Source organism: Kribbella sp. NPDC020701, assembly GCF_055562215.1.
The window spans coordinates 46,307-70,590 of sequence record NZ_JBVHFT010000029.1 but is presented as its reverse complement, the minus strand read 5'-3'; the positions used below and the strand labels follow the sequence as shown (position 1 = coordinate 70,590).

General features: G+C 66.2%; 18 protein-coding genes and 1 tRNA gene. 12 read left to right on the top strand and 7 right to left on the bottom strand.

All coding sequences use genetic code 11. From position 1 onward, the window contains the following. Positions 1-69 precede the first annotated feature (69 nt). Positions 70-1,176: a Mu transposase domain-containing protein gene (locus ACZ3HV_RS41565; protein ID WP_465693121.1), complete on the top strand. Its 1,107-nt coding sequence runs from the start codon at positions 70-72 to the stop codon at positions 1,174-1,176. Next, the gene (gene istB, locus ACZ3HV_RS41560; protein ID WP_465693119.1) at positions 1,173-1,979 is read left to right on the top strand and encodes an IS21-like element helper ATPase IstB; all 807 of its coding nucleotides are present in this window, start codon (positions 1,173-1,175) and stop codon (positions 1,977-1,979) included. The genes ACZ3HV_RS41565 and istB overlap by 4 nt, the downstream gene beginning before the upstream one ends. A gap of 536 nt (positions 1,980-2,515) precedes the next feature. Here istB and ACZ3HV_RS41555 read toward each other — a convergent pair. Next, entirely contained in the window at positions 2,516-5,920 is a 3,405-nt protein-coding gene (locus ACZ3HV_RS41555; RefSeq protein WP_465693117.1) for a DUF4020 domain-containing protein, read from the bottom strand. A gap of 258 nt (positions 5,921-6,178) precedes the next feature. Between ACZ3HV_RS41555 and ACZ3HV_RS41550 the strand changes: the two genes are divergently transcribed. The 3 genes from ACZ3HV_RS41550 (at position 6,179) to ACZ3HV_RS41540 (ending at position 10,086) form a co-directional block, all read left to right on the top strand. Then, complete coding sequence (locus ACZ3HV_RS41550) at positions 6,179-8,866, top strand: DUF6166 domain-containing protein (RefSeq protein WP_465693115.1); 2,688 nt, start codon at positions 6,179-6,181, stop codon at positions 8,864-8,866. Between the two features lie 530 nt (positions 8,867-9,396). Next, positions 9,397-9,522, top strand: a complete 126-nt coding sequence (locus ACZ3HV_RS41545) for a hypothetical protein (protein ID WP_465693113.1) — start codon at positions 9,397-9,399, stop codon at positions 9,520-9,522. A 330-nt stretch (positions 9,523-9,852) separates the two neighbouring features. Next, complete coding sequence (locus tag ACZ3HV_RS41540) at positions 9,853-10,086, top strand: hypothetical protein (protein WP_465693111.1); 234 nt, start codon at positions 9,853-9,855, stop codon at positions 10,084-10,086. A 26-nt stretch (positions 10,087-10,112) separates the two neighbouring features. On the opposite strand, the gene ACZ3HV_RS41535 is transcribed toward ACZ3HV_RS41540, so the two are convergent. Continuing rightward, complete coding sequence (locus ACZ3HV_RS41535; RefSeq protein ID WP_465693109.1) at positions 10,113-10,796, bottom strand: hypothetical protein; 684 nt, start codon at positions 10,794-10,796, stop codon at positions 10,113-10,115. A 148-nt stretch (positions 10,797-10,944) separates the two neighbouring features. Here ACZ3HV_RS41535 and ACZ3HV_RS41530 point away from each other — a divergent pair, with 148 nt between their 5' ends. Together ACZ3HV_RS41530 and ACZ3HV_RS41525 are read left to right on the top strand one after the other, a co-directional pair. Next, positions 10,945-11,127, top strand: a complete 183-nt coding sequence (locus ACZ3HV_RS41530) for a hypothetical protein (RefSeq protein ID WP_465693107.1) — start codon at positions 10,945-10,947, stop codon at positions 11,125-11,127. A gap of 945 nt (positions 11,128-12,072) precedes the next feature. Then, on the top strand, positions 12,073-13,533 hold the full coding sequence (locus ACZ3HV_RS41525; RefSeq protein ID WP_465693106.1) for a helix-turn-helix domain-containing protein: 1,461 nt from the start codon (positions 12,073-12,075) through the stop codon (positions 13,531-13,533). A gap of 97 nt (positions 13,534-13,630) precedes the next feature. Here the strand turns inward: ACZ3HV_RS41525 and ACZ3HV_RS41520 are convergent. Beyond that, positions 13,631-13,703, bottom strand: a tRNA-Thr gene (locus tag ACZ3HV_RS41520). Between the two features lie 30 nt (positions 13,704-13,733). Here ACZ3HV_RS41520 and ACZ3HV_RS41515 point away from each other — a divergent pair. Then, positions 13,734-14,942, top strand: coding sequence for an MFS transporter (locus ACZ3HV_RS41515; RefSeq protein ID WP_465693104.1), 1,209 nt, complete (start codon positions 13,734-13,736; stop codon positions 14,940-14,942). Here the strand turns inward: ACZ3HV_RS41515 and ACZ3HV_RS41510 are convergent. Next, positions 14,872-16,065: an MFS transporter gene (locus tag ACZ3HV_RS41510; RefSeq protein WP_465693102.1), complete on the bottom strand. Its 1,194-nt coding sequence runs from the start codon at positions 16,063-16,065 to the stop codon at positions 14,872-14,874. The genes ACZ3HV_RS41515 and ACZ3HV_RS41510 overlap by 71 nt on opposite strands. A gap of 58 nt (positions 16,066-16,123) precedes the next feature. Here ACZ3HV_RS41510 and ACZ3HV_RS41505 point away from each other — a divergent pair, with 58 nt between their 5' ends. Then, on the top strand, positions 16,124-17,515 hold the full coding sequence (locus ACZ3HV_RS41505; protein WP_465693100.1) for a pyridoxal phosphate-dependent decarboxylase family protein: 1,392 nt from the start codon (positions 16,124-16,126) through the stop codon (positions 17,513-17,515). Here ACZ3HV_RS41505 and ACZ3HV_RS41500 read toward each other — a convergent pair. After that, entirely contained in the window at positions 17,486-18,079 is a 594-nt protein-coding gene (locus tag ACZ3HV_RS41500) for a TetR/AcrR family transcriptional regulator (protein ID WP_465693098.1), read from the bottom strand. The two genes, ACZ3HV_RS41505 and ACZ3HV_RS41500, sit on opposite strands and share 30 nt — an antisense overlap. 95 nt (positions 18,080-18,174) lie before the next feature. On the opposite strand from ACZ3HV_RS41500, the gene ACZ3HV_RS41495 reads away from it, so the two are divergent. Beyond that, the gene (locus tag ACZ3HV_RS41495) at positions 18,175-18,471 is read left to right on the top strand and encodes a DUF4287 domain-containing protein (protein ID WP_465693096.1); all 297 of its coding nucleotides are present in this window, start codon (positions 18,175-18,177) and stop codon (positions 18,469-18,471) included. Here the strand turns inward: ACZ3HV_RS41495 and ACZ3HV_RS41490 are convergent. Further along, on the bottom strand, positions 18,461-19,270 hold the full coding sequence (locus ACZ3HV_RS41490; protein ID WP_465693094.1) for an ACT domain-containing protein: 810 nt from the start codon (positions 19,268-19,270) through the stop codon (positions 18,461-18,463). The genes ACZ3HV_RS41495 and ACZ3HV_RS41490 overlap by 11 nt on opposite strands. 73 nt (positions 19,271-19,343) lie before the next feature. Between ACZ3HV_RS41490 and ACZ3HV_RS41485 the strand changes: the two genes are divergently transcribed. Continuing rightward, the gene (locus ACZ3HV_RS41485) at positions 19,344-20,084 is read left to right on the top strand and encodes a TrmH family RNA methyltransferase (protein ID WP_465693092.1); all 741 of its coding nucleotides are present in this window, start codon (positions 19,344-19,346) and stop codon (positions 20,082-20,084) included. Between the two features lie 44 nt (positions 20,085-20,128). Here ACZ3HV_RS41485 and ACZ3HV_RS41480 read toward each other — a convergent pair whose 3' ends face one another. Beyond that, on the bottom strand, positions 20,129-21,034 hold the full coding sequence (locus ACZ3HV_RS41480; RefSeq protein WP_465693090.1) for a GIY-YIG nuclease family protein: 906 nt from the start codon (positions 21,032-21,034) through the stop codon (positions 20,129-20,131). 173 nt (positions 21,035-21,207) lie between these two features. Between ACZ3HV_RS41480 and ACZ3HV_RS41475 the strand changes: the two genes are divergently transcribed. Continuing rightward, positions 21,208-24,231, top strand: a complete 3,024-nt coding sequence (locus tag ACZ3HV_RS41475) for a PQQ-dependent sugar dehydrogenase (protein ID WP_465693088.1) — start codon at positions 21,208-21,210, stop codon at positions 24,229-24,231. Positions 24,232-24,284: the final 53 nt, after the last annotated feature.

Below are 24,284 nucleotides of genomic sequence, written 5' to 3'. Positions count from 1 at the left end.
TCCTCGGAGTAGTTCTTGCGGGCCATGGTCCTGATCATCTCGCTTCCCCAGCCGATGGCTGGATTCAGCGTGTCCAAGAACCGGGGTCAGGACCCGCTGACCTATTCGCAGACCCTGACCGCGGTGATCGCCGGCTGTGAAGCGGCCTGGACGTTCTTCGGCGGTGTCTTCAAAGTGCTGATCCCGGACAACCTCAAGCCGGTGGTCACCAACGCCGACACGGTCAATCCCCAGCTGAGCAAGGGCTGGCTGGACTACGCCCAGCATGCCGGGTTCGGCACCGACCCGGCTCGGGTCCGTTCGCCGCAGGACAAGCCGCGGGTGGAGCGGGCGGTGCAGTACGTGCGCGGCAACTTCTGGGCCGGGGAGGACTTCGCCGACCTGGCCGATGCCCAGGCCCGGGCCTGGGCGTGGTGTGCGGAGCGGGCCGGGATGCGGATCCACGGCACCACCCAGCGGCGGCCGGTGGAGATGTTCACCGAGCTGGAATCGGCATGCCTGCTTGAGGTTCCAGCATCGTATGACGTCCCGGTCTTCACCCGGGTGAAGGTGCACCGCGACTACCACGTCGAGGTCGCCAAGGCGCTCTACTCGGTGCCGGAGCAGCACCTCGGCCAGTACCTGGACGCGCGCGCCGACTCCGAACTGGTCAAGCTCTACTCCACGGCCGGGGCCGGGGCGGGCAAGCTGGCCAAGACCCATCCGCGGCAGCCGCCCGGCGGCCGGTCCACCCACCGAGACGACCTGCCCGAGCACAAGGCCGGGTATGCGCTGCGGGATCTCTCGCGGCTCATCGCGGCCTGCGCCGGACACGGCGAGAACGTCGGCATCTACGCCGAGCGGCTGCTCGACGACCCGCTGCCCTGGACCCGGATGCGCAGCGTCTACCGGCTGCTCGGCCTGGTCCGCCGCTACGGACCCGACCCGGTCGAGACCGCCTGCGAACGCTCACTCGACCTCGACGTCGTCTCGGTGTCGAAGATCGCCGCAATGCTCGAGAAAGCCCGCGAACGTGAACAGCCGGTGCTACCCGCCGCCGCCGGCTCACAGCACAACGCCCAGGGCGGCCGGTTCGCCCGCGACCCCGGCGAGTACGCCCTGCGCGGCGGAGTCCAGCTCACCCTCATCCCCGGCGGCGCCGACCAGCCAGCCCCCACAGAACCGGAGAACCGATGACCAGCACAGCCACCAGCACAACCGGACCGCTCGACCCGGTCGGAACCGACCTGATCCAGACGTTGAAGGCGCTCAAACTCGGCCAGATGAGCCAGACCCTGCCCGAGCGGCTCGCGCTGGCCCGGCAGCACAAGATGAGCCACGCAGCGTTCCTCGAGCTCATCCTGGCCGACGAGATCACCCGCCGCGAGTCCCGCTCGGCCATGCTCCGCGCCCGCACCGCCGGACTCGACCCCTCGATGCGCCTCGACACCTGGGACGAGCTCGACGACCTCAGCTACGACCGGGCCCTGCTGTCGGACCTGACCAGCCTGCGATTCACCGAGGCCGGCAACGGGGTTCTGGTCCTGGGGCCGGTCGGGGTCGGGAAAACCCATCTGGCCACGGCACTGGGCCACATCGCGATCCGGCGCCGGCTGTCGGTGCACGCCGCCCGCGCCGACAAGCTGTTCACCCGGCTCCGCGCCGCCCGCCTCGACAACACCCTCGAGGCCGAGATCCGCAAACTCGCCCGCGTCGACGTCCTCATCCTCGACGACTTCGCGCTACGGGCTCTGGACGCCACCGAAACCAACGACTTCTACGAGCTCGTCGTCGAGCGACACCGCCGAGCCAGCACCATCGTGACCTCGAACCGGGAACCGTCCGAATGGCTGACCATGATGAGCGACGCCCTCCTCGCCCAGTCCGCCATCGACCGGCTCACCTCCGGCGCACACACCCTCGTCATCGAAGGGCCCTCCTACCGGCAACGCCACCCCCACCGGCGCGTCACCGTTGACCACGAGGACCAAGACCGGTGATGCTCACTCACACCTCCAGGTGGTCCCATGCTCCTGGCAACAAGGTGGTCCCATCACGCTGGCAAGCGACAAGCTCGATTGCGTGCCGGACCGACCACCTCAACGCCCGTCTGTCAGCGGGCGGTTGGTTGCTCTGTGGTTGCATGTCGCGACTCGACGTCTGGGGCTCTCGCTGCATCGCCGCCTCCACTCATTTGCCGACGACAACTTCTTCAATTCACCCTCGGCGCAGCGCGTCGTGGCCGACACCCAGACGACGACATCCAGGAGTCTTGGAAATCGCACCCGCAAGGGTCGACCTGCGGCTCAGACGTTGAGCAGTCCGCTGGGCGTGCCTGAGGGACGGTGCGTACGGCAGGACGTCTGCGACGGGTAAGAGGGCCGCCCCCGCGGGAACCTGGGAACGGTCACGTCTCGGGCTGACAGTCGATCAAGGACTCCGCTCCAATGCGGCCGAGACTCACAATTCGCTCGGCGATCAGCGCGACATACCCGATGGGGGTGCTCGGCCAGAGCGGCCACCGCGACACTTCGGCCTAGTCGGGCAAGGGGACTCTCAGTCGGACGGCCTCTTGCCGGATGATGGCAAGGTCGTCTGTATCTGCCATTCCATTCAGGTAGCTCACGATGCCTGGAAGTTCGTGGAGGCTCCAGCAAGGTCCCGGCGTGCTCTTCAGTAAGTGGGCGATCAGCTTGCCGAACGCTCGCGGTGCCTGCCGGAGGCGATCGTCGGCGAGACGTTCCAGTACGATGTCGTGCTCGATCAGCCCGGCCGGTCTCGATGTTGCGAGTACGACGGCTTCGTCCGCTGAGTCTGTCAAGTAGACGGCCCAGGCGGCCATTGCCGACGCCTCAGCCTCTGTCAAGGGCAACGGGATGTCGTTGAGCCGATCATGCCAGTACTGCCTCATCCAGCGCTGCCACTGCTGTTCGACGGCAGCCGGCTCCAGATTGTCGAGCGACCAACTGACGCGGTCTGCCCATTCGCTGCGATGCTCCGCGCTGGCGCGACGAACGAAGGCACGCAGCCAACCGGTCGGCCTGATCCTGCTGTACAGGGCGATACTGGCAATGTGATCTGCGAGTTGGCTGGACAACTCGGGCGGGAGCGTTTCGAGGTGCGAAACGGTGTCGAGATACCCGTCCAGAAGCCCGCTGTCCAGTAGCTCGTCGGTCCACTGTCCGACGGACAGGAACGCCTCCCAAACGCGCTGGGCTCGAGCCTGAGCCGACCACGCGAACAGCGGCAGCAGCTCTGACTCGTACCAGCCCCAGTCCGCTTTCGAGAGGAACTGCAGACGTGACGCCAGTACGACTTCCGCCATCACGCCGCGTGGATCATCAGCCTCGAGCATCAGATCGAGCTCGAGCGTTGTCGTTTCGGGGATTCCGGCCCACTCTTCGCCAAGCGCCTGCCAGTCGCTCGCGATCGCGTGCATCCAGAACTCAGCCAGCCGCCCGTGAGTGCTGTTGATCGCTCGCTCCAACCATCTGCCTGCAGTCGGCTCAGCGTCTTCGATCGCGAGTTCGGGCGGTGAGGTGTGCCAGACTCGGTGAGCTAACGTCCTGGCCTGCGAGAAACGGTGCCACTTCGTCGGGTTCAGCTCGCTTTGGCCGCCGTCGGCCAACATCCGGCTGAGTTCGTCGGCAACTAGTGTGACATCGAGCTCACCGAGACGGTGCAGGATCTTCTTCGCTGTCGCATCCTCGACGTCGGCGATCGACCAACCGCCTACCACAGCGGACACGATCGCAGGCGGCGTCGTCACGTCGGAGTCCAGAAGGACGAATCCGTCGCTCGGCCACTCTCGCACCGTCTGAATCATCAGTTGTCGCGCATCACTCCAGGTCGGACCGCCGTCAGGAAAGACGATGTCCTTGTAACGAAGTAGCTCAGTGAGTGCGTCCACTGCGTCTTCATCGAGTCGCCGGTGGAGTTCTGATGGGCTCATCGGCAGTTGTTGTTCGACGCGCCTGAATTCAAACCGGCGTGGCGGAGCGGCCGGCTCGCTCAACGTCAGATCTGGGAGCTGTTGCTCCAGTTCCTCGAAGGCGCTCCTGGCTGCTGGCATCTCCGGGAAACGACCGGCGGTCCAGCCCAACAGGAAGAAGCGGGTCTGTCCATCGAGCTCATCCCCCAACGCGATGACCTGCGACACGAGCAACTGCGCCACGTCTTCGGTCACCGACGGCAGCGCTGCCGCAACCAGGCTCATCACCTCTGTCCGAACGTGATGATCCTCAAGACGATTCGCGGACAACAACCACACCAGTTTTGAGGTGCTGTCGACATCACCGCGCGCACCCCATGTGTGTACGGCGAGGCGACGAAGGATCGGAGCCTCGGAAGCAGCCCACCTCCGAAGGATGCCCTCGCCGTCGCCGTCGCTGACACGGGCCGCGAGCGCATCACGCGCGACATCGATCAGCACGTCCATCGGCTCGACGGGCCGCGAAGGTCGGCCGTCCTCAGCGATCGTCGACCGGCGGAACGACACCGGGTCGAACCGCGGTGGACCCGAATCGGTCGACAGAAGTAGGTGGTAAGCCCGCCGAAGATGTCGTTCTGCGATCAGTACAAGGTCCGGCGCCGCCTCCGAGAGCACGGGCTCGAACAGCTTCGTCTGGGCCTCTTTGAGCCAGTAGCCGCTGCCTCGGAAGTTCAGCTCGGCGGTGAAGGGCCCGCCCAATCCGTACGACCGTCTTGATCGCACGATCGGCTCGGACAGATAGTCGAACAGGAGCAGTGCAGCCGACCGTTCCGCGGGCCAACTGGACGCCACCAGCGCGTATTCGAGCAGCGTGAAGGAAGCGCCAGGCGATGCGGTCTCCATCAGCAACACTGGCCAAGGCCGGAGCCAGGTCGGGCGATGGCCTCCAGGCGCGCCAGCGCGATGGAGCGCCTGCGCCAGAGCGTTCCAAAGGGCAGGTCCGATCCGGCCGCCGAAACTCGTGATGACGCGCACCGCGTCCGCGGTGAGATCCTCCTCCATCGCAAAGTGCGTCGCGAACCAGTCCGCCAGCGCATAGGTGCACTCGTTGGCGGGTATTGAGGGGTCGAACAGTCGCCGGAACTCGGCATGCGCGGTGATCCAGTCGAGCCACGCCTTCCCTCGGGCGACATCAGTGAACAGCCCGACACGCTGTGGGTCTGCAATCACGGCACTGAGGTACGACACGTCCTCTGGAATCTCGGTCGGCGCCGAGGAGACCAAGCGTCGGAGGCGTTGCTGATGACCGAGGCTGCCCATCGAGGCGTCTTCGGCCCATCCCTCCAGTGCCGCCGGCAGCGCTGCGAAGGTTCGGTCAGCGTTGGGGTACTCGAGTGGCGTGATGCCCAACGTCGTCCACTCAGGTGCGCTACCGTCATCGGTGAGTGAGTAGCGTTTCTTCCCAGGCCCGAGCGCTCGTGCCAGATACCGCATCACAACGTCGCTGTGGCTGTAGCCAACGAACAGGACGCTGAAGGTCGCGAACATCCGCTCGAGGAACCTCGCCGCCCAGGCGTCACGGAGATAAGCGCGCCCGAAGTCCTCGGCGGTCAGTACGAGCCGACGGTTCGGCCCACCCAATCGCCCATGAAGATAGATGATGCCGGTGAAGTCGTCGCCCATCGGCAGAGCCGGCCCGACGAACTCGGCGAAATCTGCGCCCACTGCTTTCAGCGCCGAAGACAGGTGCAAGTCGTAGTTCGTGGTCACGATCCTTACTTCGCGGCCTGCCATGGCAAGCTCCGCGACAGCGTGGTGCAGCCGGTTCGGTCTCGATGTCCACAGCGTGAGGTGGTCAGCGACTCGCCGATGAACCTCGACTCCCTTGTCTGCCAGGTCCCCGAGGAACCAGTCGAGCTGAACCTCGGGCGCTGGCGCAGAACGCTCAGCCTCGAGCGCAACGTCGGTCGCAAGGGTCTTGAAGTCAGGGAGTGACGAGGGCGCGCCCATCGACGCACCCGCGCCAACGAAGATCACCAACTCGCCGGCTCGGTGCGCTTCGATCAGCTCGGCCGGGAACTCGACATCTCGGATCCTCATCGCCACCGATCTTATTGGCCCCTGCCTCCCTTCGCAGCCCTCCTGCTGCCCTTTCGCACCTCGGCAGCGAACGACCCTTACACAGGCGAGTCCGAGCGGACTAATTGCGCGGGTAGGTATTCAGCGTCGGACCAGGAGCAAAGGTGGAGTGAGCCGCATACTCGGTGCATGCTGCGGCGGGTGCGGGTTCCTCGATGGTCTCTTGGTCTGACCATGGTCTTGATCGGTACGGCTTGGACGGTGACGGTTGTGTGGTGGCCACGGCTGTCGTTACCGGACGATGCGACCGCGCGCGGATGGCAGTCGCAGGTAACCATCGGGCTTGCTTCGATAATCGCCGGGCTGGTCGCGCTGCTACTGACCGTCGGCCTCGCTGCGGTTCAGCTGCGGGCATCGCTTTCCTGGCGGGCCATGCGGGGGATCTTCGACGTACCGGCCAGGGTGGGCTTGCTCATCATCGTTGCGATCGGCGTCGCCTTCCCGCTCTGGGTGGCAATGGCTCCCACTGCTCGCTGGAGCCGGTGGGCGTTTGCGGCATTCGGTTGGGCACTCCTGCTCGCAGCGGTCATGGTCTGGATCGGGATGGAGCGCACGGCTCCCGAGTGGCTCGTCGACCGGGCAATTCGACGCGGAGTCCGAGCGGCTTGTCGCACATCCAACGGCAACCAGCATCGCGCGGCCGACAGGACCGATGTCGTCGTCGAACTCGCCGGACATCCCACGCTTGGTGTTATCGAGCGCCGACGGGCGCTCGTCGCCGCTGCCTACTTGCTGGCATCGCAACCTCACACCACAGACCGGGCAAAGATCGACGCCGCCATCAGCCGAATCGCCCGTGGCTCCATCGACGGCAGCACAGAGCCATCGGTCGCCGAAGACACCGTCACGGTTCTCACAGTGCTCGGCGTGGCGCTCGCACACAGGTCCTCTGCACACCACACGATCCGAGAGGCACTCACCGGGATAGGCCAGCGAGCCAGAGCCGACGGCCATCACGCAATCGGCAACGAAGCCTTAAATGGTCTGGCGGAAGCAACAATCGCACGACTGACGCTGCTCGTACCGTCTGTGCCGTGCGGGCCCGCAACTCAGCCACTCAGCTTCCAGGGCAGCCGACGAGCGGTCCCAACCCGATCACACCGAGATGCGGTCAAGACGATCAGCACAGAGATCACGCAGGCGACGACTGGAGAGCGGCTGGAACGACTCGACGTTCAGGAGATCGTGTCGACCGCGGTTGCTGTCGGAGGACAAGACGAGCACACGTCGCCGAATGAGCACCAAGCAAATGAGCTCTTACAAGCCACGACGGACGATCTCGTCAGCATGTTGGCTTCACCGCGGCCCGACGCCGGCCGGTGGCCCGGCGGCTGGCAAGGACCCGGCGGGCTCGCAGAAGACATCCGCAGAATCCGCGCCCTGGCACACTCTCTGTACGAGCAGGGTCAGTACAGCGGAACAGATACGGTCGAGACCGCGCTCGAGGAGATCGGTGTCGCCCTACTGACGGACGCGGATCCCCAGGTCTCAAGACCGCCCGACAGGACCAGTTGGCGTGGCGCCCACAGTCCTGACAACGAGGGCCCCTCAGCGGCGTTTGGCAAAGCGTTGGCCGACCTGATGGTTGCTGCCTTCGAAGGTGGATTCGACAGACGCGCTCTGATCACGGGTCGCCGGCTCCTGGCCGCCACCACCATGGCCACGACATCCGTCAATGTTCCGGTCGCCACGAGCCTCGGGCGTTCGTTGTTGCTAGCAATCCTGCAGCTCACTCGGCACCAGCAGGATCGCAGTCACGCGCACCACGTTCGTGAGTTCAGACTGCTTGGCGGCCTGATCGCAGAGATCGATCCGCTGCTCGCCGCATGCTCGGCCGACAGCCGGCTCGAAGACCTGACCCGCGACATCATCGGAGTGCTTGCCTGGTCGACCGACGGCAATCCCCTTCCGCTTGCCAATGCACTCTGGAAAGCCCGTCTCCAGACCGTTGGATGGTTGAGCGAGCCGCTCGAGCACCACGGCAGGCCCGGATCGGTCGACGTATCTCCGCTGCCGGCCGGGCTGGTGTCAGAGGCGCAGGAGCAGATGATGAGTGCCCTCGCACACGCCCACCAGGATCCGTCGTACGCAGCAGCCATCATCAGCAGCCTGTGGGCTCACACCGTCGCGAGCCTGCGGTCCGGTGACAGTCCCGATGTTGCTGAACATCTCCACGATCTCCTGACGAAGTGGCGCGACGAATTCAAGGCTGGCGTGGAGACGTTTGAGGACAACCTCGGGGAAAGGTCGCCGGGTCTGCGGGCGTTGGCCAAGCCGCTCAACAGACTGATTCGCGCGGCGATCCACTGGTCAGGAGAGCCGCACCGAATGCCAGCGTTCCCTCGTCGCGTACCTCCATTTCCGGGGCGCCTTCGAAATATGATGTCCGATTCACGCTTCGTCGAGCTGACATATCGGGGACTGAGAGGTAGCGCAACCCTGGTGCTCGTCGAAGAACGCGGCGGCAACAAACGTCTCCTGCGGGACAATGAGTCGCGTGCTCGTGGTGAATTCGAATGGGGGTACGGCGGCACCGGACCTGGGAACCTCGCAGAGGCTCTTGCCGCCGATGTCCTGGGTGATCTCGCCTTGTGCCCAGCCTGCCTGGGGGGAGCAGCGTTCACGTCGAAGCTCGTGCACTGTCGCGAATGCAAGGGAACCGGACAGGCGCCTCAACTGTTCGCCGTCCAAATGTCGATTGCCGAGGAGGTCTACGCTCTGCCGCGCGACCGCGAACCAGACCAGAACTGGTCTACCGATTGGACTCGTACACGTCGCGAGATTCTCGAGCAAGCAATGAAGAACCTCGAACGATGAACTCCTGACGCTCAAGATCCTTCGCCTGGTGCGGGACGCATGCCCAGGTTCCCTCGCTACTCGACCCATAATGTCTGGGTGAGGCTTGCTGACTTCTCGACCTTGTCATGGCAATGCCGAGAGAACGGGGTGTTTGAGAACTTCCGCACGAGTTCCATGGTGAGGGCGCTCGGCTGGCCGGACGATGTCGTCGAGCAGTGGCTTTGCGACCACGGCGACGACACTGCGTTCTTGCGTGACTATGGGGCCGTTGATCTCGCAGGTGTGACGTTGGATGTCGAGGTGGTCTCGGTCGAGGATCTCGCAAGGTGCGGACGCGCGCCGGCGCGTACGCGAGGAAATCGGACCCCCGTCAAGGCCCAAATCGGACTTCACCGGACTTCGTCGGGATGTACCCAGAGCTCCCTCTGCGAGAGCCCGTGCGGTGACTGTGATCGAACAGTCGGACGCGTGCTGAGCGCGGCACGAGAAGTCCTGCTGTGCGCTGAGGTGGGATCGTCGGCGTGACGAGGTGGCTTCTGGTTTCAGAGGTGGGTGCGACGCTGCGGCTGTCGGTCGATCAGGTCCGCCGGCTGATCCGCCGCGGCGAACTGGCCGCGGTTAACATCGCGCCCGCCCAGCCGCCCGAACTACCGCATGTCAGATCAAGCGATTGAGCAGTTCATGGAGGAACGAGCGACGAACGCCGGGCGGCCAAGGTGATGCTGGGACCGCACCTGCACCGGTACCGTCACTGGCTCGCCTTGCGGGACCGAGCGCCACCCGCCTGGCCTGCTTGGGTACCGCCGGGCCGGGTTCAGGACCGACATCGGAGGACGGCCCGGTTCCGTCCTCTCCGTGGTACCGCTCGTCGCGGTACTCGTCCTCAGGACGGGGACGGCACTCGTCCCGTCCTGTGGGCTTAGTCCTGGCAGGACGAGTACCGGGGACGACGTTCGATACCGACCCGACACATTCCGCAGCCCGTCCTGGTCGTTGCCCTTGTCGTGAGCAACAACTACCAGATCGCCGCGCACCTTTCCTGGGCGCAGACCCCGGACCGTGCGGGCTGCACCCGGAACGCGGGCGCCGCGATGGACCGGAAGTTCGAGCTCGAGGTCGATCCCGACGGCGTCATGTCGCCAGCCGACCGAGCCAAAGCCGTCGAGAACGCCCGCAAGGCGCACTACCTACGTCGCTCCCAGGCCTCCGCCGCAGCCCGACGCCGCAGTATGGAGTAGGAGCGTGGAACGTGATCAGAGCCTCCTCAGGACCGTACATCGCCTTCAGAGATGAAGCGGAGGAAACGCTGACCCAGCTCAGACGCGCGCCCCATGAAATGGGTCCCGCCGAAGACTCCCAGCTCGGCGGGTGCAAGTGGCGACCAGGTGATCAGCCTCGCCCGGAGCAAGTCATCGACGATGAGATCTAGCATCTCGCCGCGACCGGCGAAAGTGGGTAGCCGATGGCCCCAGACTCCACTGCCGGTGACGAGTTGGTCGGCGGCCACCTGCTCGGCTGTGCTTTCGTGGTCGTCGATCCACCGGAGCACCACAATGTGGCGCGCCGAGAAGTCGTCAACCAGTCGGAAGAACCGCGCCTGTTCGTCGACGTCGGGCGCATCGAGAGCCACCGAGTTGGCCAGAGCGTTTCTGAGGGCTTCGAGCTTCTCCGACTGGTGTGTCGCCTGCGCCGCGCGCGTCGACTGAATAAACGCGTCCAGGAAGACCTCATTGTCCAGAAGCCGGTCGACCCTCACTGCGAGGTCGTTAACCACATCGGTGATACTGGCTCGCCAGGCCATCACCCGTCGACTGTACGGCCCCTCCATCACATACTCGTACCAGGCCCCGGCGACGCCTCCCACCACGGGAAAAGAACTCAAGGCGCCAGCGAACAGCTTGTCGACGGTCGCCGTTCGCGGCTCCTCCGGTGGCTGCTGAACTGTCATAGACGCTGAGTCTGGACCAGATGCTGATGGTCACGCCAGCCAACGAGCCACCTAGTCAGTTCCGGTGCGGTCCTGGGCGCGCCTCGATGGCCGCTGACGCTGGAAGGCGCGGCATCCTGGTGGCTCGTACGCACCCAGAGGGCTGTCGATGGACGCAACACCCGAGGAACTCACCGCGCTGGCCGAGCACTTCACGACGCTGGGCATGAAGCCGCCGCTGGAGGCGGTGCAGTGCCTTGCCGCGATGGTGGGGGACGCCGCCATCGCTCATGCAGTCGCGTCCTATGTCCAGGAAGGCAAGTCGGAGAACACGGAGGCGCGAGTCACGTGAGAGTGCATGGCGATCGCCGGCCGCACTATTGCCCGTGTGACGGCGTCGAGGTCAGGACGAGATTGGATGTGGGGCGGTCCGCAATGGACCGTGAAGGGCCGCGCCATTGTGCTCGGCGATCTCATCCCACTGACGGAGATTTCTGGGTGTCGGCTCCTCGGCCTCGAGGAGGACGGATCGCAGGCCGTGCCCCGATGGCAGATGCGATGCCGACGGGCCCGTCTGACGGCGATTGCATGGAGGAATACGCCGACGACCCAGATCACTGGGTGAGCGTGCGTCGGTTTGGTATCCACCGGGGCGTTCGCCAGCGCTGGGAGACCCGCGGGACGTGGAGACGGTGGCCCCTCTTGATTGATCGACAACTGGTCGCACCTGGCACCAGTGGACTCCAGGTCGTCGAAGGCAACCCGGGTCGGTGTACTAGGAGGCAGACAACGCAAGGACTACTTCGTAGCAGCACACCACCTAGCCTGGGTCGGACGTCCAGCCAGTTGAGCATCGCAGTGAGAACGACAGGCAACGAGTCGCCTCGCCCCATGTGGCCAACTCTCGCTGAGGCCACACGAAGGGGACTCCTTGCGATCGAGCTTGAACCGCTTCCAGACAGGCACCTACTCGTCTCAATGAGTGCGAGTGGATGGTGAGCGATGAGAACCAATGCGCATCAGACCACCCCCGAATCTCTTGCCAGTAAGCACTTTCGCGAACATCCGGCGAAGACGTAGCTGCTGCCGCCGCGCGGACCGTCTGCGCAGGTGTTCCAACTCTCTGCACGGAAGCCGCCTTGACCCACTGGGTAACGGCTGTGTCGAGTCCCTCCGGTCAGTTGATCGTATTGCCTTGCCCGCACCGACTGGTTCGAGTTGCGTCTCCGAGTTTCCGATGGCTCAAACGTTGAGCATGCGTCTGGTGTGCGCTGCGCGACGTGAGTCAGGAGGCCGGATGGCTAGGGAGCCGTTTCCGCTCGGGACGTGGGGGAATATCGCCGTGCGGCCGGTCAAGCGTGATCGTCGAGGGCGCGTCGTCAAGTTCGAGGCGAGCGGGCGTTATCGAGACCTCGACGGTCGTACTCGGCGCGTAGCGGCTTGGGGAGGTACTGCGGGCGAGGCGGAGAACAACCTCAGGGCGAAGTTCAAGGCACGGAGGATCGTTGCCGAGTCTGCGGAGCTGAAGGCGACGGACCGCGTTGCGATTGCGGCTGAGCTGTTCTTGGCCGAGGTCAAAGACAAGGTTGAGCAGGATGCGTTGGCCCCCGGAACGTACGACACGTATCGCTATCAGTACGACAAGAATCTCGAGCCACGCATCGGCGAGCTGCGGCTGATCGAAGCGACCATCCCCAGGGTCAACAAGGTGATCGTGAAGGTCAGGGACGAGGTCGGCGTGGCGAGCGCCAAGACCTGCAAGAGCATCCTCACCGGAACGTTCGGTCTCGCGGTCAGGCACGGCGCCATTTCGTCGAACCCAGTCCGCGAGATCAAGGTCGGCGGCAAGTCCCAGCGCAAGCGTCCCCGGGCCTTGGAGAAGGAAGAACGAGAGCAGTGGTTCGAGCTGCTCGAACAAGACGAACGCGCCGTGCGCGCGGACCTGGTCGACCTGTGCAAGTTCATGCTGGCCACTGGCGAGCGCATCGGCGAGTGCCTGGCTGTGACCTGGCAAGATCTCAATTGGACGGCTGGTGAGATCGACTGCAGTCATCAGATCCAGAGAATCAAGGGCCACGGGCTGATACGGCGCAGAGTTAAGTCGGCGGCCGGTGAACGTATCCTGGGTCTACCCCAGTGGGCGCTCGACATGCTGAAGACCAGATGGACGCCAGGAACACCAGTGGACAACCCCATCTTTCCTAGCAGCGAGGGTAGCTTTCGGGACCCGCACAACGTTCAGAAGGCACTGCGCGAGGCTCGTCGGCCGGTTGGAAGCCAACGTCGACAGGAACTAGGGCGGGTGCTTCAGCAGCACCGGCGGAATTCCGGGCTGAAGCAGACCGACGTCGTCACCAAACTCGGTTGGCGCAAGACGCGCGTCAGCCTGATTGAGACTGGTCGGGTTCGGCTCGGTCCGGGCGAGGCTACCGAGCTTGCTGACCTCTACAGGCTGTCCCGGGCCGACCGGGCCTCACTGCTGGAACTGACCGAACTCGCCGGCGTGCGCTCGCTGGCTGACGAACTCGGCTGGGTCACGGCACACGTCTTCCGGAAGACCACAGCGACCATTCTGGAGGAGTCAGGCCAGTCCCCGCGACAGATCGCAGACCAGCTGGGTCACGCGCAGACGACAACGACGATGGATGACTACGTCGGCCGGCGGGCCCGAAACCCCGAGGCAGCTCGCCATCTCGAACAGGCTCTCCGCGACATCCACGAGCAGGGCCGGCAAACGCCGGAAGGACCTGCGATCTAGTAGCACCGCGGAGCGACCGAAAATCGCAAAGCGGCGAGTAACCGGCGAGTTCGGGCCCGGAAGTTCATCACTTCCGGCTTATATTCCCTGGTCGGAGAGCCGGTGAGGGGACTCGAACCCCTAACCACCGCTTTACAAGAGCGGTGCGCTGCCAGTTGCGCCACACCGGCCGGTGTTGTGCCGGTCCATACTAAGGGATCGTGTGGGGGCTGTTGCGGGGGTCGCCTGGGTTTCGGCGGTTGTGGGTGGCTCGGTCGGTGTCGTTTCTGGGCGACGCGCTCGGGCTGGTTGCGCTGCTCTTGTACGTCGAGGCGTCGACGGGGGCGGCGCTGGCGGTGGCGTTGCTGCTGCTGGCGGGGGACTTCACGCCGGGGTTGTTCGGGGCGTTTGCGGGGGCGATCGGGGATCGGTTCGACCTCAAGCGGGTCATGGTGACGTGTGACCTGGTGCAGGGGGCGCTGACGATCGTGATGGCTGCCGTGTTGCCGCCGTTGCCGGTGTTGCTGGTCATGGTTGCTGTGCGGAGTATCACGGCGACGGTATTCCAGGCGAGTTCGCGGAGTGCGATGCCGGGGCTGGTCAAGGACGAGGAGCTGGAGACGGCGAACTCCGCGCTCGGCGCCGGGACCAACGGGCTGGAGGCGGTCGCGCCACTGATTGCGGCCGCGCTGTTCCTGGTCACCGGGGTGCAGGGGATCCTGCTGATCGACGCGGCGACGTTCTTCGCGTCGGCGATCCTGCTGAGCCGGTTGCCGAGGCTGCCCAAGACAGAGCCGTCCGGCCACAGCCTGTTCAAAGACGCGCGCGACGGGCTGGGGTACATCTGGCGGGCAAAGCAGGTCCGGGTGATCGGGCTCGGGTTCTTCGGCGTGGTCGCGTTCAGCGGGGTCGACGACGTCGCGATGGTGTTCCTCGGGAAGGACGAACTGCACGGCAGCGACTCGGCCGCCGCGACCCTGTACGCCGGTGTCGGGATCGGGCTCGTCGTCGGGTTCGCCGTACTCGCCAAGTACGCGAGCCGCTTCCGGATGCCCGTCCTGATGCTCGTCGGGTTCGCCGTGGCCAGCGTGGGCAACCTCCTCACCGGCCTGGCCTGGGCGATCTGGGCCGCCCTCGCGCTCCAGATCATCCGCGGTCTCGGCATCTCGGGCATCGACGTGGGGATCAACACGCACCTGCAACGCGTCGTCCCGGCACACCTGAGGAGCCGCGTCTTCGGCAACCTGTACGGCGCGATCGGCCTGGCCGCCGGGTTGTCGTACGTATTCGGCGGACTGCTGCTCCAGCACACCAACGCCCGTGTCACCTTCGTTGCCGCCGGCATCGGTGGGCTGCTGGCTACAGCGGCGACTGCGCTCGGAGTTCGGCGATCGGCCGACGGAGAGCGCGAGCCCCCGGTACGGCGATGAGCGCGATCGCCGCCATCACCAGGAACGCGGCTGTCGGGTGATCGACGAGCAGCCCGACCACGACCGCCACCACCAGGCCGCCGAGGTTGCCGGCCATCCAGATGAGGCCCGCCGCGGTTCCCTCGGCCTCGCCCGTACGGCGTTCTACGAGCTCGAGCACAATCGGGAGGGCCGGGAGCAGAAGTAGGCCGATCAGGGTGATCGCGACGAACCCAACAAGCACGCCCGGCGCGAACGCCAGCAGGGTGCAAGCAGCGGCGGTGACCGTGAGGCTCACGACGAGCAGGGCCGACTCCGCGTTCCGCCGTACCACCAGGATCGGGATCACGGCGCTCCCCACGACCCCGGCGACGACGTTGACGAGCAGGATCGTGCTCGCCGTGCCGCCGCTGACCCCGGCGGGCTCCAGGAGGGCCTGGGCGAAGGTGCTCATGGCAACGAAGACGCCGAAGGGGAAGATCGCCAGCACGCAAAGCCGACGGATCAATGAATCGCCCCAGGCGATCCGCAACGCACCGCGAACAGGGCCATGCCTGACAACCTCGAACGGGCCCTTGCTGCGGAGGGCGAAGAGCAAGAAGAGAGCTGCAAGGACGCAGAAGGCGGCTGTCACGGTGAGCATGATCGGCAGGTCGGCGGCGGTGGTGAAGACCGCGGACAGCAGGAAGGCGATCACCATGCCGGCGAAGATGCTGGCGGTACCGACGGCAATGCCCGTCGGACGATCCTTAGGGGTCACGTAGCGCCCGGTGATACCAGTCACGGCGTTCAGCACCAGCGGCTGAGCGACCGCAGCGATGATCTGCCCGGCCAGCAGCCAGCCGAAGTCGTCCCCGATCAGCCGGACGCAGGCACCTACGGCGGTCAACAAAGCACCAACGATCAACCCGGCCCGGAACCACCGGTCCAGGATCAGGCCGCACGGAATCGCGAGTACGACGTACAGCAGCGGGAACACCTGGGCGAGCCAGCCGATCGCGCTCTCGGAGACGCCGTACCGGGAGGCCGCGACCGTGGTCACGCCGGCGAAGTTCAGCCAGACCAGCTGGGTGGCCGCGCCGACCAGGGAATAACCGGCGATCGCCGTCCAGCGACTCCGCGTCACGACTCCAGCCATCCGCATGGCCGAACTGTAGTGCCGTCACACGCTGCATCACACGATCCCGGCGTACAAAAGAGGCATGGTGGATTGGGAGGGACCGCTCACGGAAGCGTTCGAGCGGGCGAACACGTACCTGACCGGACTCCCTGAGCGGCGGGTCGGCCCGCGCGCGACCGCGGCAGAGCTGCACGAAGCTCTCGGCGGCGCGCTCCCCACCGGGCCGACCGACGCCCGGGAGGTGGTTGCGCACCTCGCGAAGGGGGTCGAGGACGGACTGTTGCCCAGTGGCAGCGGGCGGTTCTTCGGCTTCGTGTTCGGCGGCGCAACGCCCGCGGCACTCGCCGCTGACTGGCTCGCCACCGCGTGGGACCAGAACGCCGGTCTGTACGCCGCCGCGCCCGCCGCGGCCGTGGTCGAGGAAGTCGCGGCCAACTGGCTGGTCGAGCTGTTCGGACTGCCGTCGACCACGTCCGTCGGCTTCGTCACCGGCGCCCAGATGGCGAACTTCACCGGCCTCGCGGCCGCCCGTCACGAGGTGCTCCGGCGCGCAGGCTGGGACGTCGAGCACGACGGATTGATCGGTGCTCCGCCGATCCGAGTCCTCGCCGGAGCCGAGCGGCACGACACGATCGACCGTGCACTGCGGTTCCTGGGTCTTGGGATCAACTGCATTACGCCGATCGCGGTGGACGAGCAAGGCCGGATGCGCGCCGACGCGCTCGCCGAAGCTCTCGAAAACGAGGAGCACCCCACGATCGTCTGTGCACAAGCCGGCAACGTGAACACAGGCGCATTCGACCCGATCGGCGAGATCTGCGACCTGGCTCATGCGGCCGGCGCGTGGGTTCACGTCGACGGCGCCTTCGGCCTCTGGGCTGCGGTCAGTCCGAGGCTCAAAAGACTGGTCGACGGCATCGACCGCGCCGACTCCTGGGCGACCGACGCGCACAAGTGGCTCAACGTCCCGTACGACTCCGGCCTCGTCCTCTGCGCGCACCCCGAACCTCATCGCGCCGCGATGTCGATCAGAGCGGCGTACCTCATCCAGGACGAGAACGGCCAACGCGATCCGCTCGACTTCAACCCCGAGTTCTCCCGGCGGGCGCGCGGGTTCGCCGTGTACGCCGCCATCCGCGCACTCGGGCGCTCAGGGATCGCCCAGATCGTCGACCGCTGTCACGCGCTGGCCCGCCGCTTCGCGGACACGCTGGCCGCCAACGGTGTCGAAGTACTGAACGACGTTGTGCTCAACCAGGTCCTGGTCCGCTTCGGCGACGACGACGCGCTGACCCGGCGAGTGGTCAACGCGGTCCAGCAGGAAGGCACCTGCTGGATGTCAGGCACCACCTGGCAAGGCAAGGCCGCCATGCGCATCTCCGTCACCAACTGGACCACCGACGAGTCCGACATCGACCGCTCAGCCACCGCAGTTCTGCAACGGCTAGCCGGCGTACGACTCGAGAGTGGTTAGGGCTGCTGTTAGGGAACTGCGGAGGGGGTCGGGGCGGCGGAGGGTTTGGGTGAGGAGTAGGCCGCCTTGCATCGCGGCGAGGATCGTGTTGGCCAGGACATCTGGGTCGGCGTCGGGGCGCAGTACGCCGTTGTCGCGCATGGACCGTAGTCCCGTACGGAAGCGATCGAGCCAGCGCTCGTAGCCCTCGGCCAGCAGGGCGCGGGTCGCTGGACTCGATTCCGCGAGCTGACCGGCGAGGGAGCCGAAATCGCAGCCGCCCTGGAACTTCCGGGCGGTCTGGCGGGCGACCACCCCGTCGGCCCACCGGTGCCAGGCGTCGAACGAGTCGAGGACCGGCTCGCGGTCCAGCAACGTGTCGGCCTGCCAGATGATGACGTCGTCGATCAGCGTCCCCTTGTCGTGGAAGTAGTGCGTCAACTGGGAACCGCTCACCCCGGCGGCCCGCCGGATGTCCTCGAGTTGCGTACGCGCGATGCCCTGCCGGTGCACCAACTCCGCCGCGGCCGCCAGGATCCGCGCCCGCGTCGCCCGCCCCTTCACGGTCAGTCGATTGCCACCCATCCATCGACTTTAGCGCCGGGTGTCGATTTCGCCGCCCGCCGTACGACGCCTGGGTGAAGGGCGCACCAGGCGCCTGCGGTGAGAGGCGGACGAGCATGTCGTTTCAGGCGTACCTGGACAAGATCGAGGAGAAGACCGGGCGCACTCCGCGCGAGCTGGTCGAGGTGGCGAAGGGGCGTGGGTACGACGCCGCGGACGTGAAGGCCGGCGTGATCATCGACTGGCTGAAGGAGGACTACGACCTCGGCCGTGGACACGCGATGGCGCTCATCCACGTGATCAAGAACGGTCCGGAGATCAGCGACAAGCACGTCGGCCGGAAAGGCGCACACGGCGACCCGACCAACGTCCTCTGGCTCGATGGGAAGGCCACCAATCCACTCAACGCCTGACCCCGAGTTCGGCCAGCTCCGCCAGCCGATGCGCCCGGGCGGACTCCGCTGGAGTGAACGGCTCGTTCGGACGGGTGAACGCGAACAGACCGGTCCACGGCGACGGAATCTTCAAGACGGTGCCGTCCGCGGGCAGACGTGCGGACAGGGTGGCGTGGTCGGTGACGAGGCGCGCGCCGAGCAATTCGGCGACCGCGTGCGGGAGCTCACCCGGGTCACTGACGACCCGTGCCGACAGGCTGAGCGCCTTCGTCTGGCCGTCGACCAAGGCGAGGGTGGTGGTCGGCCATACGTGAGCGTCCCGGCCGCCCGCGTCCTCGATTGCCGCCAGCAACAATCCGGCGTCGATCGGGTCCGGGGTCGAGACGACGAGCTCGTCGCGGACGCCGGCGTCCAGCGGGTGGACATGCAGGCCGAGGATGTTCGCGTCCAGGTCGGCCAGGGCGTGCGTCAGCCGTTCGAGCGCGCCGGCCCGGTCGTCGAGCGTCACCCGGATCCGCCACAGCGCGCCGAGCCCGGAAACCGGTCGGGTTCGCGGCGCGTGCAGCCACGACCGCAACAGGCGCATGGTCGACGGCTCGATCACCCAGATCACCAAGGCCGTGGTCGCGATCACCAGCACACTGACGGCCACGACGTACGCCGGATGCAGCCACAGCACCACCGCGTGGAGGGCGAACTCGACCGGGAAGATCGCCAGCAGCTTGGCCAGGGTCAACCGGAGTCGCCGGGGATGCGGGAGTCGCCCACACACCTCACAGGCGGTTCCGCCGATGAGCGCCGTACGCAACTGTTCCATGCCACTGAGCGTGACGGACCGACGTTGCCCGGCTGTTGCGGTGGTGTGAAGTTGTCCGGCGTACCGTAGGCGGGTGGAATCGAGAAAGTCGCCGCGGGATAAATGGATCACCGTGTACGGGCGCAAACCCGTGCTCGAGGCGTTGCACGACCCGGCGTTGTCGGTGGCGAAGGTGGTCCTGGCCGACAACGCGACCGGGTCGTCGATGCAGGAGATCCTGCGGGCGGCCGAGAAGTACGGGACGCCGGTGGAGCGGGCGACGGCCAGCCGGGTGAAGTGGCTGGCGGGGAACGGCAAGCACGATCAGGGCGTGGTCGCGGATGTCGACGCGCCGCGGATGACGCCGCTGGAGGAGTTCGTCCGTACGCGCGGTAAGCGGCCGACGAACGTGTTCCTGCTCGACGGTGTCACCAACCCCGGCAACGTCGGCATGATCCTGCGGACCGCGACCGGCGCCGGGTTCGACGGCGTGATCCTGCCCCGAGCCGGTACGCCGCATGTCGGGCCGCTGGTGATCAAGGCGTCGGCCGGGATCGCGTTCCAGGCGCCGATCGTCAACACGTCGACCGCGAAGACAGCAGTCGACCTGCTCCGCTCAGCGGGCTATCACGTGTACGGCCTCTCGGCCCGCTCACCGCAGTCACTCTTCAAGGCGGATCTCGCACCGCGCGCCGTCTACGTGCTCGGCGGCGAGACCAACGGCATCACGGTCTCCACCGACTCCGACCTGCAGATCCCCCTGCACGCCGGCGTCGAATCCCTGAACGTCGCCGTAGCCGCCGCGATCGTCGCCTTCGAGGTCACCAACCGCTAGCCGGTGATACGGCGGAAGCGGGGGCTTGGTCAAGACACACGATGCTATTCAGCGATCGAGTCACGCAGCCGGACCGCGAGCTCGGCGTTGCGTTGGGCAAACAACTGCCAGAGCTCCGGCGTCGACGCCACCCGATCGCGGGCCGTCCGCTCAGACACCGCGCGTTGTGTCCAGGTGCACATCCGACCGGCGCGGATCTCGAAATGCACGAGTACGCCGTCCGCCCACCCGTACACGTCCGCATCCCGGGGCTCCAGCCACGCGACCTTCTGCTCCGCGACGATCCAGTCGAGGGCCGCGAGCTCGTCCTGCACCTTCGCCGCGAACTCGAACCGCAGTTCGCCGGCCGCCCGGTCCCGCCGCCGTACCAACTCGTCCCGCAGTGCGGCGACCGCGGCGGGATCGCGTTCCAGTACGGCGATCGCCGTCTGGGTCAGCGAGTCACGATCCTCCGGACCGATCCCGAACAGCTGCCCGAACTCACGCGCCGACCCGTCACCCTCGACCGCGTACTGCAACGGCAGGACCCGATGCAGACCCGAGATCGCCTGCCGGATCCGTAGACCACCGAGATACGGACCGTAGTGGGGCGCGGTCCCGGTGACCGTGTGCTCGAACCGCAGGCCCGGCCGGTTGGGCACGTCGTCGAACCGGATGTAGCCGACCACCTCCGCGCCGCCCTCGGTCCGGTTCCACCGCGGCTTGGAGTGCTCGAGCAGATTGCGTTCCAGAAAGGCCGCTTCGTGCTCGGAGTCGCACCAAACCCCTTCTACCCGGGCGATCCGCCGTACCATCCGGGCCAGTCGCGGACGGTCGCCGAGGTGGTTCCAGTACGACTGCACGCGCCGCCGCAGATTGCGCGCCCGCCCGATGTACAGCACCTTTCCGGTCTCGTCACGGAACCGGTACACACCCGGCTCTCCCGGTAACTGCCGCACATCACGCCTCATCACCACAGTGTGCATGCAGAAACTGACTGCGTGTCGACGGCTCGGTTGAGTGTTTGAAACGAATGCCGGATGGTATTGCGCGGAGGGCGGCGCGGCGGTCATGCTGACCGGCATCTCGAGTGCTCGCAGGGGGTTGTGAGGCCGGGCACCGGGATTGTGGGCCTGGGGGCTTCATGAGGTTTTCCGCCAAGTGGGTACGTCGCGTCCTGTCCGCGGTCTGTGTACTCCTGTTGACGCCACTCGTGGTGATCGAACCGGCACGAGCCGCGGTCACGCCGACCGGATTCAGCGAGCAGATCGTGTTCAGCGGCCTGGTCAATCCGACGAACGTCGCGTTCTCGCCGGACGGCCGGGTCTTCGTCGCCGAGAAGAGCGGCCTGATCAAGGTGTTCGATTCGCTCGACGACCCGACGCCGAGTGTGTACGCCGATCTCCGCACGCAGGTCTACAACTACTGGGATCGTGGCCTGCTCGGTCTCGCCTTGCACCCCGATTTCCCTGCGGATCCACGCATTTACGTGCTGTACACACATGACGGCCTGATCGGCGGACCGACCCCGAAGTGGGGAACCCCCGACACCACGGACGATCCCTGCCCGTCGCCGCCCGGTCCGACCGGTGACGGCTGCCAGGCCAGTGCACGACTTTCGGTGATCAACGGGAACGGCGCCGAACAGGTGCTCGTCGAGGACTGGTGCCAGGTCTACCCGAGCCACTCGATCGGCTCGATCGAGTTCGGGCCGGACGGGATGCTCTACGCGGGCGGTGGTGACGGCGCCAGCTTCAACTACATCGACTACGGCCAGGACAGCTTCCTCACCTCCGATGTGACACCCGACAACCCTTGTGGAGATGGGCCCGCACCCGTCGGTACGACGCTCGCCCCGCCGACCGCCGAAGGTGGTGCGCTGCGGTCCCAGGACGTCCGTACCAGCGGCGATCCGGCGGGTCTCGACGGCTCGCTGATCCGCATCGACCCCGACACCGGCCAGGCCGCGCCGGGGAACCCCGCGTTGGGCAGCTCCGACCTGAACGCCCGCCGGATCGTGGCGCACGGTCTGCGCAACCCGATGCGGTTCGACTTCCGCCCGGGGACGAACGAGATCTGGATCGGCGACGTCGGTTACCAGAAGTGGGAAGAGATCGACCGGATCGTCAACCCGACCGCCGGCGTCGCCAACTTCGGCTGGCCCTGCTACGACGGCCCAGGCCGTCAGTCCGGGTACGACTCCCTCAACGTCAACATCTGCGAGAACCTGTACGCCGCCGGTCCGTCCGCGGTGGCCACGCCGTACTACTCCTACGACCACGCCCAGCACCTCGTGACCGGCGAGCCCTGCACCACCGGCAGTTCGTCGATCTCCGGCATGTCGTTCTACGAGGGCGGCAACTATCCGCCGGAGTACGACGGCGCACTGTTCTTCGCCGACTACAGCCGCCATTGCGTTTGGGCGATGATGCCCGGCAGCAACGGCCTGCCGGACCCGGCGCACATCGTTCAGTTCGCCTCCGGCTACGGATCCACCCGGCTGCAGACGGGACCCGGCGGCGACCTGTTCACCGTCGACTACGACAACGGCCGGATCCTCCGCTACGTCTACGACGCTACGAACAACCCGCCGACCGCGGTGATCCACGCCGACCCGTCCAGCGGTCCGACCCCGCTGACCGTGACGTTCGACGGGACCGCCTCCAACGACGCCGACGGCGATCCGTTGACCTATGCGTGGGACCTTGACGGCGACGGCCAGTACGACGACTCGACGGCTGCGACCGTACAGAAGACGTACACGACCAGCGGCAGTGTGACTGCGCGTCTCAGAGTGTCGGACGGCCATACCACCGGGACGACGTCGACACAGATCAACGTCGCGAACACCGCACCGACCGCCCTGATCACCGCGCCCGGTCCGGCGACGACGTGGAAGGTCGGCGACACGATCAGCTTCGCCGGCTCGGCCACCGATCCCGAGCAGGGCACGCTCCCGGGTTCGGCGCTGACCTGGTCGCTGATCATGCATCACTGTCCGAGCGACTGCCACTCGCACACGATCACGAGCATGACCGCGGCCAGCGGCACGTTTACCGCGCCGGATCACGAGTATCCGTCGTACCTGGAACTCAAGCTGACCGCGACGGATGCCGGTGGACTGACAGACGTCAAGAGCGTCCGGCTGGATCCGAAGACGGTCGGGCTGAGCTTCGCTTCGCAACCGTCGGGGTTGCAGCTCACGTATCTCGGCAAGACCGCGAAGACTCCGTCGACCGGTACGACGATCGTCGGGTCGAGCGGATCGCTGTCCGCGGAGCCGACACAGCCGGTCGCGAACCAGCTGTACCGGTTCGCGACCTGGTCCGACGGCGGAGCGCGCAACCACAACTTCGTCGCGCCGGCGACGGCTGCGACTTACACGGCGACGTACGTACCGAAGCGCAATCTCGCCCGTGGCCGCGCGACGTTGGCCTCGAGCGTCTACCTCGCGGGACGGGAGGCGTCGAAGGCGGTCGACGGGTCGATGTCGACGGCCTGGTCGAGTGCTCGTCAGGATCCACAGTGGTTCCGGGTCGATCTCGGATCGGTCCAGGTGGTCAATCGGGTGCTACTCAACTGGCTGACGACCTCCTACGCGAAGGCGTATCAGATCCAGGTGTCCACCAGCGGGCGGACGTGGAAGACGGTGTCCTCGACGACTGCCGGAGACGGTGGCACGGACAGCATCGCGTTCACGCCGAACTTCGCCAGGTACGTACGGATCTACGCGACGGCTCGTGGTGTGGCGGGGAGCTACTACTCGCTGTGGGAGTTCGGGGTGTTCCAGGACACCGGGCCGATCACCGGGATCGCCGGGAAGTGCGTCGACATCTACCAAGCCGCGACCGCCGACGGGACGCCGATCACGCTCTACACCTGCAAGGGCGCGACGAACCAGCAGTGGACGTCATCCTCGGATGACGGCACGGTGCGGTCGCTGGGCAAGTGCCTTGATGCTCGGGGTACGGCGATCACGACTACCGCGGTGCTGTGGACCTGCAACGGCAGTGCTGGGCAGAAGTGGACACCGCGTGCGGACGGTACGCTGCTCAACGCCGGGTCCGGGCTGTGCCTTGACACGTCCGGTGGGTTGAGTGCCAACGGCACCAAACTGATCATCAACACCTGCACTGGCGGGACGAGTCAGAAGTGGGTTCTGCCCTAAATCAGTCGTGGCCGTGAGCTGTCAGACGTAAGGTTTCCCGGCTGATCGATTGA